Raw genomic sequence first — 14350 nt, 5'->3', positions numbered from 1 at the left:
TTTCATATAATGGGAATCGGGAGGGGTGGAATGGATGGTTAGTATTGAGCCGGTAATGATTGAAGGGCATATGTTTGTCGCTTCCACTGTTTGTTTGCCGAAAACAACGTTACTGACTGTATCAAATGACCGAGGATACATTATGTGCGGTGCTCTTGATGTTGGGCTGTTAAACAGCAAGCTGAAAGACCGGGGGATTATTGCCGGAAGAGCGGTTGGCGTAAGGACGATTGCCCAATTGCTTGATGCACCGCTGGAATCTGTAACGATTGCTGCTGCGGAGCTTGGCATTACTCCGGGAACGAAAGGGCGAGAAGCTTTGCTTAAAATGGTTTGACAGAATCTAGGGTGTACCCTAATGGCACACAATTAAGTGGCCTGAATGATATTTAATAAACGTGCGCTAATCCCCTCCTTGTACGCATATGTTTGTATAAGGGGGGATTATTTTTGGCTCGATTTCGTAGACGTAAATACCGGCGGGGGCCACTGCCTTTCCGTTATGTTCTGTTGATATCTTTTGTTTTTTTTACTTTCTCCACAGCCGCTGGACTGTGGATTGTGAATAAAGGGATTAAACCGACTTTATTGAATTATGCAGAGTCCCAAACCCGTAAAATTGCGCCGATGGTAGTAAGCAAAGCGGTCAAAGACGTCATTCCCGAAGTAAAAGATTTAAGGGAGATTACGGAGATTGTTCCGGATGGAGTTGGTGGAAAGAGTGTTCAGTTCAAGACTGATATTATCAATGAAACCCAGGCGGATATTTCTAAAGCAATCCAAATGAATTTACGGCAAGCAGAAGCGGGAGATCTGGCTGCCTTTTATGAGGAGACGGGCGTACAATTTTCATATGATCAATCTGCAAAAGGAGAAGGAATCGTATATTCATTTCCATTAGGTCAAGCAACTCACAATGCTTTACTCGGAAATCTTGGTCCACGGATTCCCATCAGGTTCACTCCTGTGGGTAGCGTAAACACAAATGTGGAAACGAAGGTGGAGCAATATCCGATCAATAATATGTTTGTAACAGTGTCTGTACGTGTCAGTGTTAACGTTCAAATTATTATCCCATTCGGCACAGAGCTGGCGAAAGTGGAACAAGAAGTACCTATTGCAATCGGCTTATATCCCGGGGATGTCCCTCAATTTTATAATAATACTGGGACAATGAACCCATCCATCCAAGTTCCAGGTACGCAGAATACACCGTAGTATTGTCAACCATAATTTTTAATGATATTATACTTATATAATAATAATGTAAACCTTTTCAAAGAGGTGGACGAGATGGAGGCAGTGGAAAAAAACGACAGATTTTGAAAAAATATATATTGTAGAAGCTTTGCTAGTGCTGTTTTGTCGAAGCCACATGTGTGTGGTTTTTTCTATGTAAACACAGGTGTTGCTAAAATTTGAGGTTTGGAAAAACTATTTTTCTATTATAAAGTATAATGGTAGCTTAGGCAGCAGTGCACAGCAATGAGGTCTGTGTCGGAACAGGAGGAAAATATGGAGCAATCGATTTATTCGCTATTGCCGCCGTTACTGGCGATATTGATGGTCATTCTTACACGCAGGGTGTTGCTCTCTTTAGGGACAGGTATCATTGTATCAGCCTTATTATTGGGTAAAGGCAATGTTGGACAATCCCTTTCTTATTTATGGGATGCAGTCAAAGGAATTTTTGTCGAAGACGGCGGATTAAATTCTTGGAACATATGTATATTAGCTTTCCTATTTTTGTTAGGGGCGATAACCGCACTTATTAATATTGCGGGTGGAAGCAGGGCCTTCGGAGAATGGGCGATGACGAAAGTAAAAAGCCGTACGGGTGCACAAATTTTAACCGCGATTTTTGGCATTATTATTTTTATTGATGATTATTTCAATGCCCTTGCAGTCGGTCAGGTGGCACGTCCTATAACGGACCGCCATCGCGTATCCAGGGCAAAACTGGCTTATCTGATTGATTCAACCTCAGCGCCAATTTGTGTCATTTCACCTATTTCAAGCTGGGGGGCTTTCATTATCGGAATCATAGGGACAGTTCTTGCAACGCATAATATTACTGAGATTTCTGCGTTTACAGCTTTCCTTCAAATCATTCCGATGAACTTGTATGTGTGGGCGACTCTTGGGCTTGTCTTTATTATTGCCATAAGAAACGCTGACTTTGGAGCCATGAGAACACATGAAAAACGCACGTTGGAAACAGGTATTCCTTATGATCCTAACAAAGCGATACCTGGTGAAATAAAAGAAGATCTGCCTTCCAGTGAAAATGGGACAGTAGGAGATCTCGTCTGGCCAATTGTGGCTCTTTTTGCCGGAACGATTGCCGCTATTATTTGGAGTGGCTTAAAAGAAAGTAAAAGTGGAGCAACTATCATGGACATTTTCGGCAACGCTGATGTGGCGCTTGCTCTTATTTTTGGCGGCTTATTTGGTTTAATTGTTGCTGCTATTTTATTTCTTCGCCAAAAAGCAATCAATGATTCCATGGATGCCAAACTCCTATTTAAAGGGATCAGAGTAGGAATGAAATCTATGCTGCCAGCTGTCATGATTTTGGTATTTGCTTGGGCGATCATCACTTTGATTGAAGAGTTGGGCACGGGTGTATTTCTTGGAGATGTCGTTAAAAACTCGCAGCTGAATATTTCCTTCTTACCAGTCATCATGTTTGCTGTTGCCGGATTGATGGCATTCGCAACGGGTACGTCATGGGGATCTTTCGGTATTTTATTGCCGATTGCTGGACAGGTGGTCGCTGCAACTGATATGTCCATGATGCTGCCGGCGCTCGCAGCCGTCCTTGCAGGTTCCGTCTTTGGAGATCATTGTTCGCCTATTTCGGATACCACGATTCTTTCATCAACTGGTGCAGGATGTAATCATATGGATCATGTGATCACCCAGCTTCCATATGCTCTGACATCGGCATTGATTGCAGGTATCGGGTTTGTTGTAATGGGATTGACGGACAATGGATTGCTGGGACTAGCTACAGTAGCCATACTACTGGGGATTTTCGCTCTGACTACAAGAAAAAATAAGGTTTCACAAAAACAGACGGTGATGGAAGAAAATCCAGGGAGATAAAAGACAGCTTTCGGCTGTCTTTTATTTATTTTTAAATAATTTCAATTAAATTTTTTATAGAATTTACGCATAACTCCATTTTGACAAAATAAGAATGAGTAACTATGCTAATTAATTAATATTCATACTTTTCTGCAAAAAACTACTATTTTTAAAGAGGGGGGATTTAAATGGAGAATCGTGCGCAATTTGGTTCAAGAGCTGGATTTATTTTTGCTGCTGTTGGCTCAGCGATTGGACTGGGCAATATTTGGCGTTTTCCGGCCGTTGCGTATGATAATGGAGGAGGGGCCTTCTTTCTTCCTTATTTGTTTGCCTTGCTGACAGCAGGAATCCCATTGCTGATTTTGGAGTTTACCATCGGTAATAAATACCGGGGATCGGCACCACTTGCGTTGGCTAGGATCAGAAAAGGTGGAGAGTGGATCGGTTGGTGGCAAATCGGTATTTCATTTGTTATTGCAACATATTATTCGGTCATCATTGCATGGGCATTGGCCTATACCTATTTTTCCTTTAAATTGGACTGGGGCAGTGATACAACGAACTTCTTGGTCGCCGATTATTTGAAAGTGGGCGACACGGCTTCCTTCGGCAGCTTTGTTCCCGGAGTCCTAGTTCCTCTCATTTTAGTTTGGGTCATTGTATTGGGAATTTTATTTGCAGGTGTTAAAAAAGGTATTGAAGCAGGAAACAAAATCATGATTCCATTGCTTGTCGTTCTGTTCACAGTAATTGTCATACGTGCCCTTACATTAGATGGGGCGGTTGAAGGATTAAATCAATTCTTTAAACCTGATTGGAGTGCGATCGGAAACGGAAAAGTATGGGTTGCGGCATATGGACAGATTTTCTTCAGCTTATCAATCGGTTTTGCCATTATGATTACTTATTCAAGTTATTTGCCAAAGAAAAATGACATCACAAACAGCGCCTTTATTACAGGTTTTGCGAACTCAGGTTTTGAGCTGCTCGCCGGTTTCGGCATATTTGCGGCCTTGGGATTCATGGCAGCACAACAAGGTGTTGGTGTCAATGAGGTTGTACAAGGCGGAGTGCTTCTTGCGTTTTCAGTCTTTCCAACTATCATCAATGAATTACCTGGGTTCCAGCAAATTTTTGGTATTTTGTTCTTCATATCACTGACACTTGCCGGGTTGACATCACTGATCTCCATTGTTGAGACATATATGGCTGGTATTCAGGAAAAATTCAATGTTTCCAGAACAAAGGCAGTTACATTCGGAGGCGGGTTGACAGCAATCGTCTCCCTTGTCTTCGCAACACAAAACGGTTTGAACTTGCTTGATGTTGCTGACTATTTCATAAACCAATTTGGAGTTGCGATGGCTGGCCTGTTTGAGGTAATCTTTATCGCATGGTTTGCCAAACAGTTGAAACCGCTTCAATCTTATGCAGATTCTGTTTCAGATATCAGACTTGGAGTCTGGTGGAGAATTTCATTATCAGTCATCACTCCAATTGTTCTTGGTTATATGATGTTTGATAATTTGCGCCAAAATCTAGTCGGAGATTATGGCGGCGGAGACTACCCACGTGAATTCCTGTTTAAATACGGATGGACTGTTGCACTTGGAGCCATGTTCTTTGGTATTCTGATGTCCTTAAAACCATGGAAAAATCAGGATCTTGATTATGAGTCTTCAGTTGATGAAAGGGAGGTAGGATAATGGGCGGCAGCGCGATTGCAATGATGATTATCGGTGTTATCATTATTTGGGGCGGCTTTGGAGCGAGTGTCGCATTGGCCATCTCCAAGTCAAAAGAAGCAAAAAGAAAAGTTTAAATCTTCAATGAAGCTTTGGGAACACATCCCAAAGCTTCATTTTTTTCTTTCAGTTCTTTCCCACACTTTTAAATAATGATAAGGATCAAATGACCATTCCTTTATGCCATCGTCTTTGTACATCCCGAAATGAAGGTGTGGAGGGAATTTTCCAGAGGTCCCTGGAGGACCGTAACCAGAACTTCCGACATTGCCAATAACTTCCCCAGACTGAACAACATCCCCAATCTTCAACCCTTTGGCAAAGCCATTCAAGTGAGCATAGTAATGATAAGTGTTATTTAAATCCCTAATGCCAACCCTCCATCCACCATATTTATTCCATCCCTTAAGTTCCACAACACCGTAAGCAACGGCTCGGACAGGGGTTCCATACCCAGCAAAAATATCGGTGCCTTCATGGATTCTTCGGCCTCCCCAGCCTCGACGATGCCCCCAAGTATCGCGATAAGAATAATTGTATCCCTTTGGGATAGGGAAGGCTTTTTCATCCAAGTTAATTCGATTCATCTTCCTATAAACTTGTGTATTAGACATAATGGCACCGACGGTTTTATCTCTTTTGTAATAATTCCATAAAGCTAGCCTAAATCTGGTATCGTCTGTACCATATTGGGCAATGTAATTTCCGATTGTAAACAATACGTCTTCTGTATGATTTGGGTCTGCAATTCCATCACCAGTTCCATCCTGGCCAAGTCCGTTGAAAAAACTAATGGATTTTGGATTGACGTCCTTTTTATCAGGGTTAGTTATACCAGTCCAATGTTCTGGCTGAATATATATCCCCAGCAGGCCATTGGGTTTCGGCAAATCTTTTCTGACATTCCGGATGCTCCGCTCATATTGATCGACTGCGGCCAAATAAAACCATGGGACTCCAGTAGCTATTTCTGTCTTTTTATAAAGTTCCATTCTTTTTTCGTTCATCTCAGACTGAGTCATTTCGTTGGCTTTAACTGATATTCCGGAAGAAAATATCATGATCGCCAACAGTAAGATTATTCTCAAATAGCTGTCACCTCCTTCGCCACATGTAAAAAAATAAGCAGGGCCCATGAAAAATCACGGGCCGATAATTTTAATGCTGCACGGCTATCTTGAATTGATCATGCGATCTTCTTTTGATTCGCCATTTTCATTTTCCGTTTCACTCACTTTTCGGCCTTGCGGTGAACTCTCTTTCATCATGCGGATGGTGTCTTTGATTGCATTATCCTTATTTGATGAATAAGGGTCCATAGAGCCAATGTTTTCAACGTTCTGCTTCAAGGCCGGGTCGTCTGTAACATATACGTGATACCAGCGTGGTACAACGGACATTGCAGTTTTCTTAACTTGGTCAGCTGTCTCAAATCTCGTTTTATTATCCGTTTCGCTTAATTTATAGGAAATTAATACCTCGGCATCTGTTACCACTACACTGCTGTCGAGAACATTCGGTAGAGCAACGGTCATTTTGCTGATTATACTGGCGGTCTTTTCCCTATCCAAGGCATCACCGCGTCCGAAATCCGCTGTTTCGTCAGGAACAGGGCTTTTAACTTCACGCACAAAGCCATAATTTTGATTGTTATTTGAACGGTTATATAAATCGTGCCGGTCATCTCTATTGATTGTGTTCCCGCTTTCTTTGTAAACTCCATCATCTTTTGCGGTCTGGCGCTCATTAGCTGCGCAGGCACCCAATATCATGACACTTAAGACAATCGATGCAACCCTTGCTGTTTTCAAAAATACACCTCCTCTTTAGTAGGATGTACGTTAAGAAGGTTTTTTTACTAGAAATTGTTGCCGTTTGAGTTATAATTTAAGGAAGAAGTTGAAAAATTTAAGCGGGTGAGATAATTGGTTGCGATACAGAATAAGCAATATGAGCTCGTTGAAGAATTCAGGGACGGCTTCAATGAGGAAGCATTGAAAGCCCGCTTCAGCGATATATTGATGAAGTATGATTACATTGTTGGTGACTGGGGATATGGTCAGCTACGCCTGAAGGGCTTTTTCTCAGACGACAATCATAAGGCATCATTCGATACAAAAATCAGTACCTTGTCGGAATATCTATATGAGTACTGTAACTTCGGCTGTGCGTACTTTGTATTGAAAAAGATTGATAAATAAGAAAAGCGGAAGACGGCCGCTCAGGGGCGACAAGCGCTGGCCGTCTAATGTGGCCACGTCCTGTGGCGCCGGCGGCACTAGGACATCCTGTCCGTCGGAGATCCATCCAATGAAGTCGTCCTTTGACTTCAATGGATGGATCGAAGCGACCTCGAGCCCCAGCCGTCTGTAGCTGGACAATAGAAAAGCGGAAGACGGCCGCGCAGGGGCGACAAGCGCAGGCCGTCTAATGTGGCCACGTCCTGTGGCGCCGGCGGCACTAGGACATCCTGTCCGTCGGAGAGCCATCCAATGAAGTCGTCCTTTGACTTTTAATGGATGGATCGAAGCGACCTCGAGCCTCAGCCATCTGTAGCTTGACAATAGAAAAGCGAAAACGCCTGTTAATTCCAACGCACCCCATAAAAAATAGCCAAGCATAATAATTTTGGCCATTTTTTTACGGGGTTAGCTGTCTTGATATGGTGGCTCTGTGTCTTGGTTCGGATCATCATGTGTCGGATGGGCACCAGGAAACTTGCGGGGTCTGTTTTGGTGCATTGATTTGAATTCGTAGTTAAAAGCACTGTAATGGCGCTGTCCTTCTTTCCATGGAGTGGATTTATTTTCCACGCGTGTAACCTTTCCTCTCGGCGAACCCAAAGACCCTTCGGGAAGCTCCTCTGGAATAAGGAAATTTCTTTGGGTTTCCACATTGGATACATCTGTATATGTGATTTCCTCTTTATCAAGATGATCCCGGTTTGTTTCATCCATACGACTACCACCTTTTTTATGTTTAAAATGCCCTCAATCATTGCATCTATTCGTCTATAGACCATTTATTTGATAAGATAGTAACAACAACTCATGGAGGTAATCAGAACTGTGTACTTTGTTGATCGCGAAAAAATAGAAAAAACTTTGGCGTATATGGAAAAACAACTACTGTTTTTTGAAGAAAAAAATGAATGGGAGACAATGATTGAAAAGGCCGCACTGGAAAGAATTGCACAGACCGTCATTGAATCCATTCTTGATACTGGCAATGCTATGATTGATGGTTTTATCATGAGAGATCCGGGGAGCTATGACGATATCATTGATATTCTTACTGATGAAAAAGTTGTCACAGATGACATGAGCGACAGCCTTAAGGTTGTTATTGGCTTTAGAAAAATGCTCGTACAACAATATATTGAGGTTAACCATGAACAGGTTCAGACAATGTTGAAAGAAGAGATCAGTGCCCTTAAAAAATTTGCGCCAAAAGTAAGAGATTATTTAACAAACGAGTTGGGACCTGTATCGGCATTTAAGAAGTGACGTTTGGAAGGGTGGAATGTCCGGTGAAGGAGTATGAAGGCTATCTGATTGACTTGGATGGTACGATGTACAGAGGCAAAGAGAGCATTCCAGAGGCTGTCCAGTTTGTAGCTCGCTTGAGAAAAAAAGATATTCCTTTTTTGTTTGTAACTAATAATTCCTCGAAAACCCCTAGGCAAGTGGCTGAACATTTAAATCATTTGGGAATGGAAGCCAAAGAGGAAGAGGTATTTACAACCTCCATGGCAGCGGCCAACTATTTGTATGATCATCATCCTAATACTTCAATCTATGTGATTGGAGAAACAGGGCTTATGTCTGCCTTGGAAGAGAGAGGTCTTAAGTTAACAGACGAGGATCCAGAAGCGGTTATTATTGGAATAGATCGGAAAATAACGTATGAAAAGCTAGCGAAAGCTTGCCTTTCTGTTAGGAAAGGAGCTATGTTCTTTTCCACGAATGGGGACATAGCGCTGCCGACGGAGAAGGGATTGCTTCCAGGTAACGGAGCAATTACGTCGGTCGTATCTATTTCGACTCAAACGGAACCCATATTTATAGGCAAGCCACATCGCATCATCATGGAGCAGGCTTTAAAAGTGCTAGGATCTATCAAGGAAAAAACTCTGATGGTTGGAGATAATTACGACACGGATATTTTGGCGGGCATTAATATTGGAATGGACACGCTCCTCGTTCATACGGGAGTAACGACAAGGGAAGCATTAAAGGAAAAGAAAAGTCAACCGACACATGTACTGGATACTCTTGAAGAATGGAACATTTAACTTCGTTCAGCAGAAGTCTCTCACTTCTGTAAGTGGTGAGATGAATGCCTATTGGTATTCCATTCAGTGGGGGTTCAAACCCCGGCTGAATAAAGTTAAAGCCTCCGGCGGATGCCACAGATTTACAGAGGAAATTTATCGAGCGGAGCTCGATAAAATCTAGGCTCTAATACGCCAAGGTGCATTTGATTGTAAAAAGGTCCCAACTTGCCTATTGGCAGGTTGGGACCTTTTTTTTCATCATTGTCCCCTATTCTATAGCTTTATTCCTCGCCTTTAGCACTGTGGGCAAGCCTACTGGAGGCCGCTGCAGCAATAGCGCCGACGATGTCATCGAGAAAAGTATGAACTTCTCCTGTAGAATGGTCGTTCAAATGCTCCAAAATGCCTGGCTTCTGCTTGTCAATATAACCATAATTAGTAAACCCGATCGAGCCGTAGACATTGACTATAGAGAAGGCTAAAATTTCATCTACTCCGTACATGCTCTCATCTGTACCGATAATAGTTTGAAGCGGTTCATCCAGCTTCCCTTGTTCCGCCATCATATCAAGCTGAATACCGGTCAATATGGCATTTTGCACTTCCCTCTTACGAAGGACACGCTCGATATTAAATATGCATTCCTCGATTGTGAGGTCGGGATGGTATTTTTTTTGCAAGTACATCACAAGTTCCGCAATATCTTCGATGGTAACGCCGCGCTCATTCAATAAGCGACGTGCAGTCTGTTCCAGCTTTGTCATTTTTCTTTCTGAGGTCATTTCTTCTCACCCTTTATGTCATGTAGTTCTGTCTGAATCTCATTTTTTCCTCCCCGGCAATTTCCATGTAAAAAACAAACCTTCAGCAAAATAACCAATCTCGCTCATATACTTATATAGGGGAAAAAGTGATAAGAGAGGGATGTTTTTATGCTTATGGATATTTTGGAGAAGTATTTTGACATCAAAGCAGATCGATCAATCCGAATTGGACGACAAACCCGCTTTTTTTCAAACGGTTTGTTGTATACTATTGTTTCTGTGACTCATGTGGAACAGGAGGTTCTAATAGAATTATATGAAATGTCAGAGCACATGGCAAAGCATTCAGATAAAAAAGTGTCAAGGTTTGTAGCAAGCAAGGAAGGAAAGTATTTGGTCACACATGAAAATGAGGATTATGTGGCTCTTCAAAATCAATTTCATGGGGCTAATCGAAACCTCAAGACTGGTCGTCAACTGGCAAGATTTCATAACAGGGGAAAAAGCCTGCAGGCTCCCATTACTAATTTGAATAGAGTAGGCGAGTGGAAGGACTATTGGGCTGTTAGGCTTGATCAAATGGAGAAAGTATGGACAGGTTTGCTTCATGAGCCGCCAAGAGAGGAATTTGACAAGATGTTCATTGAATCTTTCCCATATTATATGGGGTTGTGCGAGAATGCTATTCAATACGTGACAGATACTGAGCTGGACGAGCAGCTTCATCGTTTTGATTATGGAACGATTTGCCATGAACGATTTTATGATGATCTATGGAAGGACGAACAAGAAATCAGGAACCCTTTCGATTGGGTCTTTGACCATCCGTCAAGGGACATTTCGGAATGGATTCGAGATCGTTACTTCAGAAGCAGCCGGACACTTTACCCGGACATGACAAATTTTTTAAACGAGTACCAATCTCTATCATCGATATCACCGTTTGCCTGGAGACTTATCTATGCAAGATTGTTATTTCCGCTTCATTACTTTGTGTGTGTGGAGGAATATTACAATACAAATTTACAATCGGGAAAAAAGCAGCTAGAAGAGACATTGGCCAAATATTTAAGGGATACGCAGGATTATGAACGGTTTCTTCGTTCTTTTTATTCGATGGCGGGGGTGAAAAAAAAGCTGCCAGCAGTTGATTGGCTTTGAGGATGTTGCTTAACTTCATAATAAAAAGCGATTCGGAAAAATCCGAATCGCGAATTAAAATACCTGTTCTACTTCAACGACGCCAGGCACTTCCTCAACCAATGCCCGCTCGATACCGGCTTTCAATGTAATTGTAGAGCTTGGGCATGTACCGCAAGCCCCCAAAAGACGAAGTTTTACAATCCCTTCATCTACATCCACGAGTTCGCAGTCACCGCCGTCACGAAGAAGAAAAGGCCGTAATTTATCGAGTACTTCTTGAACTTGACTGTACATTGCTTGTTCAGACATTCAGATCTACTCCCTTCCTTATCCCATTATAATCAGAAACGCAAAAAAAATCTATGGCTATGTTTGGACATGATTAAAGTCTGTGTTTAGTGCTATATTGAGGGAGAGACTTCAAAGGATCAATTTGCAGAAACATCAAAATCCGGTTTCAATGCCTGAGTCTATTCTGAAATTTGTGGGTACGGCCAGGCGTGTTTTTCAATGTTCGACTGTTTTATGAACGGGCTTCTCTCGTTGGGAATTTTCTTTAAAAAGGGTACAATGAATGAAAAGGAGTGTGGATGCGATGAAGAAAGAAGCCGAAATATTTGTTTACGGGGCTAAGCAGATTTGTGCAAGCTGCGTTAACTTGCCATCCTCGATGGAAACATATGAGTGGCTGGAAGCAGCGATTTCGCGAAAATTTCCGGAACAGCCTTTTAAAATCCGATATATCGATATTTTTAACCCTCCTGATGAGGAATCAGTAAAAGAATTTGCAGAGCGGGTAATCGACGAAGATTTGTTTTATCCTGTTGTAACGATGGACGCAGAAATAATTGGAGAGGGGAATCCTCGGTTAAAAGATGTGTACCAGAAGATGGAAGAATACGGTTATCGCTCAGAATAAATAGATAGTCGGAATCAGAAAAAACTGATTCCGACTAAGGATAAAATGAATTAGACTATATTTTTATTCCATGGTTTTCGTGCGTGATGCTTTTTTATCCGTTGTGATATTTATACATCCATAGAATTCCTGATTTCAGAATACGAGCGATACGTCCGGTGATAGCACGCTCCGCCATTAGTCCAAAGCCCTGCTTTTTACCAAGTGAGCCAAGGACACCTTTGAGCTTAATGGTAGGCAATTCTGCTGGGAGTTCTTGTCCGCTCCAGCGCTTTTGAAGGATTTGAGCGATTTGGTCTGCTTGTCCTTCCGCGAGCTGAGCACTAGGGGCATAAGGAAGGCTGGCACAGTCTCCAACAACATACACATGCTCATCAACTGGAATATTATGATGCTTTGTCAATACGACCCTACCTTGCTTATCCTTTTCTACATCCAATTCACGCACAATCCAGTTTGGCTGGATACCGGCAGTCCAAACAATAACATCTGTATGAACCGGCTCATCATGATTAAAAAGGGTCTGGTCTTCCACTTTTGTAATGTTCGCTCCATTAATGACTTCAACACCGTTTGTTTGGAACCAATTTTGTACATAGCGGCTTACTCTTTCTGGAAATGCAGAGAGAATGATCTTTCCACGGTCAAATAGTTTGATGACCAAGTCCTCGCGACTTTCTCTGAGTTCACTTGCGAGCTCCACTCCGCTCAGGCCTCCGCCTACAATACTGACAACAGAATTAGCTGGCAGATTGTTTAAGGTTTGATACGTCTCACGGGCCTTTTCTATATTTTGAATACTATGTGTATGTTCTTTGGCTCCAGGGATATTATGATACTTATCTTCACATCCAAGACCGATCACCAGATCATCATATGGGACAGGCTCTCCTTCATCCAGATGAACCAGTTTGTTCTCAAGGTCAATGTTTGTGATTTCACCATATTTTAATTCAAGGCGCGGATGTTCAGGAAAAGGTACACGGACTTCCTGATCTGAAACTGTTCCTGCAGCCAATGCGTAGTATTCTGTTTTAAGACAGTGGTATGGCACTCGATCAATCAAGGTGATGGATACATCTTCTGGTAAGTTATTTGGCAGCAAACGGTGCAGCATCCGCATATTTCCATACCCACCGCCCAGCAGTACTAATTTTTTCATGCAAACAATCTCCTTTTGCCGTCTAATTATCCTATAGTAAAGAAAAAACAAAAAAATATGTCGTTTTATGAGTTATATATCCAACGTACAGTATAGCGGAATCTACCTTGATATACAACAGGATTAATATGTTTCGGTCTGTTGAGCTGGACTAAGAAGCCTTTCAAATTGACTAACCCGTGCGAAAAGAGTAGGATAAGGACTGGTAATGAGGTGAAGCAAATGAATCCTATCATAGAATTTTGCATCAGTAACCTTGGCATGGGCGGGTATGAAGCAATGCAAAAGTTAGAAGAAGATCCGGACTTGGACATTATGGAATATGGCTGTCTAGATCATTGCGATTTGTGCGATGAAACTTTGTATGCACTTGTAAATGGAGAAGTGGTCACTGGGGAGAATCCTGAGGATTTGGTCAAAAACATTTACCAATATATAGAGGATAATCCGATGTTTTAACTTCATTCAGCAGAAGTCTCTCACTTCTGTAAGTGGTGAGATGAAAGCACATTGGTATTCCCATTCAGTGGGGGTTCAAACCCTGGCTGAATAAAGTTAAAGCCTCTGGCGGATGCCACAGATTTTCATAGGGAATTTATCGAGAGAAGCTCGATAAAATCTTGGCGCAAATACGCCAAGGCGTATTTGATTGAAACCGATTGGTTGAGAATAGACCCTTCTAGGTTTATAATAAAGGAAGGACTTCATTTCTCGCAAGAGGGGGTGCAGATTCATGAGTGATCTAATTACATTGACCGAATCAGCTGCAGTGCAGATCAAAAAAATGATGAAAGAAAATGGAGAAGAAGGAGCCAATTTCCGTTTTTCCATTAATGGTGGCGGCTGTAGTGGTTTATCATACGGCATGAGTCTTGACCATGAAAGAGCCGAAAAGGATACATTCTTCGAGCAACACGGAATAGGTGTTGTCATTGATGAAGAGACTGCGCCGATTGTCGCTGGTACTGTCATTGACTTTAAACAGTCTCTAATGGGCGGCGGTTTTACGATAGAGAATCCGAACGCACTTGTATCTTGTGGGTGCGGTTCATCCTTCCGGACTGCTAAAGTGTCGGGAACGCCGGAAGAATGTTAATTTTAAAAAGCCTGAACAGAAATTCTGTTCAGGCTTTATATTTTCAAGATAAGAAAAGGTTTAACATTTTGAACAAAGTGCTTTGTTGTCCAGCTCCCGCGCCTATCGACTAGCAGACTTCGCGCTTCTTCCTACGTAGTCTACATCGGCTT

Annotated in this window: 18 protein-coding genes and 1 pseudogene; 13 read left to right on the top strand and 6 right to left on the bottom strand. The window is 42.1% G+C overall.

The window, feature by feature from the left end; all coding sequences use genetic code 11:
- The first annotated feature begins 34 nt into the window (after nucleotides 1-34).
- From D5F11_RS14890 to D5F11_RS14870, 5 genes are all read left to right on the top strand, one after another.
- Nucleotides 35-337 carry a YunC family protein gene (locus tag D5F11_RS14890; protein ID WP_120116911.1) on the top strand — a complete coding sequence of 101 codons (303 nt, stop codon included), beginning with the start codon at nucleotides 35-37 and terminating at the stop codon, nucleotides 335-337.
- A gap of 113 nt (nucleotides 338-450) precedes the next feature.
- Entirely contained in the window at nucleotides 451-1218 is a 768-nt protein-coding gene (gene yunB / locus D5F11_RS14885; protein ID WP_120116910.1) for a sporulation protein YunB, read from the top strand.
- A 297-nt stretch (nucleotides 1219-1515) separates the two neighbouring features.
- Nucleotides 1516-3108: a Na+/H+ antiporter NhaC family protein gene (locus D5F11_RS14880; protein ID WP_120116909.1), complete on the top strand. Its 1593-nt coding sequence runs from the start codon at nucleotides 1516-1518 to the stop codon at nucleotides 3106-3108.
- Between the two features lie 170 nt (nucleotides 3109-3278).
- Complete coding sequence (locus D5F11_RS14875; protein ID WP_120116908.1) at nucleotides 3279-4799, top strand: sodium-dependent transporter; 1521 nt, start codon at nucleotides 3279-3281, stop codon at nucleotides 4797-4799.
- Nucleotides 4799-4915, top strand: coding sequence for a methionine/alanine import family NSS transporter small subunit (locus tag D5F11_RS14870; protein WP_120116907.1), 117 nt, complete (start codon nucleotides 4799-4801; stop codon nucleotides 4913-4915). Before D5F11_RS14875 ends, D5F11_RS14870 begins: the two co-directional genes overlap by 1 nt.
- A 36-nt stretch (nucleotides 4916-4951) precedes the next feature.
- Here the strand turns inward: D5F11_RS14870 and D5F11_RS14865 are convergent, their stop codons facing one another.
- Both D5F11_RS14865 and D5F11_RS14860 read right to left on the bottom strand, forming a co-directional pair.
- Complete coding sequence (locus D5F11_RS14865) at nucleotides 4952-5926, bottom strand: M23 family metallopeptidase (protein ID WP_185830717.1); 975 nt, start codon at nucleotides 5924-5926, stop codon at nucleotides 4952-4954.
- 84 nt (nucleotides 5927-6010) lie between these two features.
- On the bottom strand, nucleotides 6011-6649 hold the full coding sequence (locus tag D5F11_RS14860) for a YhcN/YlaJ family sporulation lipoprotein (protein WP_120116906.1): 639 nt from the start codon (nucleotides 6647-6649) through the stop codon (nucleotides 6011-6013).
- A 114-nt stretch (nucleotides 6650-6763) separates the two neighbouring features.
- Between D5F11_RS14860 and D5F11_RS14855 the strand changes: the two genes are divergently transcribed.
- Nucleotides 6764-7039: a YutD family protein gene (locus D5F11_RS14855; protein ID WP_120116905.1), complete on the top strand. Its 276-nt coding sequence runs from the start codon at nucleotides 6764-6766 to the stop codon at nucleotides 7037-7039.
- Between the two features lie 447 nt (nucleotides 7040-7486).
- Here D5F11_RS14855 and D5F11_RS14850 read toward each other — a convergent pair whose 3' ends face one another.
- Nucleotides 7487-7795 carry a cytosolic protein gene (locus D5F11_RS14850; protein ID WP_120116904.1) on the bottom strand — a complete coding sequence of 103 codons (309 nt, stop codon included), beginning with the start codon at nucleotides 7793-7795 and terminating at the stop codon, nucleotides 7487-7489.
- A 111-nt stretch (nucleotides 7796-7906) separates the two neighbouring features.
- Here D5F11_RS14850 and hepT point away from each other — a divergent pair, with 111 nt between their 5' ends.
- The 3 genes from hepT to D5F11_RS27795 are packed head-to-tail and all read left to right on the top strand — an operon-like array spanning nucleotide 7907 to nucleotide 9295.
- Complete coding sequence (gene hepT, locus D5F11_RS14845; RefSeq protein WP_120116903.1) at nucleotides 7907-8344, top strand: type VII toxin-antitoxin system HepT family RNase toxin; 438 nt, start codon at nucleotides 7907-7909, stop codon at nucleotides 8342-8344.
- Nucleotides 8345-8367: 23 nt separating this feature from the next.
- Nucleotides 8368-9132, top strand: coding sequence for a TIGR01457 family HAD-type hydrolase (locus D5F11_RS14840; protein WP_120116902.1), 765 nt, complete (start codon nucleotides 8368-8370; stop codon nucleotides 9130-9132).
- 40 nt (nucleotides 9133-9172) lie between these two features.
- On the top strand, nucleotides 9173-9295 hold the full coding sequence (locus D5F11_RS27795) for a hypothetical protein (protein ID WP_281277091.1): 123 nt from the start codon (nucleotides 9173-9175) through the stop codon (nucleotides 9293-9295).
- A gap of 100 nt (nucleotides 9296-9395) precedes the next feature.
- Here D5F11_RS27795 and D5F11_RS14835 read toward each other — a convergent pair whose 3' ends face one another.
- Nucleotides 9396-9896, bottom strand: coding sequence for a phosphatidylglycerophosphatase A family protein (locus D5F11_RS14835; RefSeq protein ID WP_120116901.1), 501 nt, complete (start codon nucleotides 9894-9896; stop codon nucleotides 9396-9398).
- A gap of 150 nt (nucleotides 9897-10046) precedes the next feature.
- Here D5F11_RS14835 and yutH point away from each other — a divergent pair, with 150 nt between their 5' ends.
- On the top strand, nucleotides 10047-11039 hold the full coding sequence (gene yutH / locus D5F11_RS14830) for a spore coat putative kinase YutH (protein ID WP_120116900.1): 993 nt from the start codon (nucleotides 10047-10049) through the stop codon (nucleotides 11037-11039).
- A 54-nt stretch (nucleotides 11040-11093) separates the two neighbouring features.
- Here the strand turns inward: yutH and D5F11_RS14825 are convergent.
- Nucleotides 11094-11391, bottom strand: a pseudogene (locus D5F11_RS14825) (NifU family protein).
- A gap of 225 nt (nucleotides 11392-11616) precedes the next feature.
- Between D5F11_RS14825 and D5F11_RS14820 the strand changes: the two are divergent.
- A complete protein-coding gene (locus D5F11_RS14820) occupies nucleotides 11617-11940 on the top strand; it encodes a YuzD family protein (RefSeq protein ID WP_120116898.1) in 324 nt (107 codons plus the stop codon).
- Nucleotides 11941-12034: 94 nt separating this feature from the next.
- Here the strand turns inward: D5F11_RS14820 and D5F11_RS14815 are convergent, their stop codons facing one another.
- Nucleotides 12035-13102: an NAD(P)/FAD-dependent oxidoreductase gene (locus D5F11_RS14815; RefSeq protein WP_120116897.1), complete on the bottom strand. Its 1068-nt coding sequence runs from the start codon at nucleotides 13100-13102 to the stop codon at nucleotides 12035-12037.
- Nucleotides 13103-13324: 222 nt separating this feature from the next.
- On the opposite strand from D5F11_RS14815, the gene D5F11_RS14810 reads away from it, so the two are divergent.
- The gene (locus tag D5F11_RS14810; protein WP_120116896.1) at nucleotides 13325-13561 is read left to right on the top strand and encodes a YuzB family protein; all 237 of its coding nucleotides are present in this window, start codon (nucleotides 13325-13327) and stop codon (nucleotides 13559-13561) included.
- A gap of 274 nt (nucleotides 13562-13835) precedes the next feature.
- Nucleotides 13836-14198, top strand: coding sequence for a HesB/IscA family protein (locus D5F11_RS14805; RefSeq protein ID WP_120116895.1), 363 nt, complete (start codon nucleotides 13836-13838; stop codon nucleotides 14196-14198).
- Nucleotides 14199-14350 lie beyond the last annotated feature (152 nt).

This window comes from Siminovitchia terrae (assembly GCF_003605405.2).
GTDB classification, from domain to species: domain Bacteria; phylum Bacillota; class Bacilli; order Bacillales; family Bacillaceae_C; genus Siminovitchia; species Siminovitchia terrae.
Note: the sequence above shows the minus strand (reverse complement) of the source record. Positions and strands in the feature narration are given on the sequence as shown.

Coding starts and splice junctions, on each gene's coding strand:
- D5F11_RS14890 (WP_120116911.1), top strand. CDS start 35: ATGGTTAGTATTGAGCCGGTAATGATTGAAGGGCATATGTTTGTCGCT.
- D5F11_RS14880 (WP_120116909.1), top strand. CDS start 1,516: ATGGAGCAATCGATTTATTCGCTATTGCCGCCGTTACTGGCGATATTG.
- D5F11_RS14875 (WP_120116908.1), top strand. CDS start 3,279: ATGGAGAATCGTGCGCAATTTGGTTCAAGAGCTGGATTTATTTTTGCT.
- D5F11_RS14870 (WP_120116907.1), top strand. CDS start 4,799: ATGGGCGGCAGCGCGATTGCAATGATGATTATCGGTGTTATCATTATT.
- D5F11_RS14850 (WP_120116904.1), bottom strand. CDS start 7,795: ATGGATGAAACAAACCGGGATCATCTTGATAAAGAGGAAATCACATAT.
- D5F11_RS27795 (WP_281277091.1), top strand. CDS start 9,173: ATGAATGCCTATTGGTATTCCATTCAGTGGGGGTTCAAACCCCGGCTG.
- D5F11_RS14835 (WP_120116901.1), bottom strand. CDS start 9,896: ATGACCTCAGAAAGAAAAATGACAAAGCTGGAACAGACTGCACGTCGC.
- yutH (WP_120116900.1), top strand. CDS start 10,047: ATGCTTATGGATATTTTGGAGAAGTATTTTGACATCAAAGCAGATCGA.
- D5F11_RS14820 (WP_120116898.1), top strand. CDS start 11,617: ATGAAGAAAGAAGCCGAAATATTTGTTTACGGGGCTAAGCAGATTTGT.
- D5F11_RS14815 (WP_120116897.1), bottom strand. CDS start 13,102: ATGAAAAAATTAGTACTGCTGGGCGGTGGGTATGGAAATATGCGGATG.
- D5F11_RS14810 (WP_120116896.1), top strand. CDS start 13,325: ATGAATCCTATCATAGAATTTTGCATCAGTAACCTTGGCATGGGCGGG.
- D5F11_RS14805 (WP_120116895.1), top strand. CDS start 13,836: ATGAGTGATCTAATTACATTGACCGAATCAGCTGCAGTGCAGATCAAA.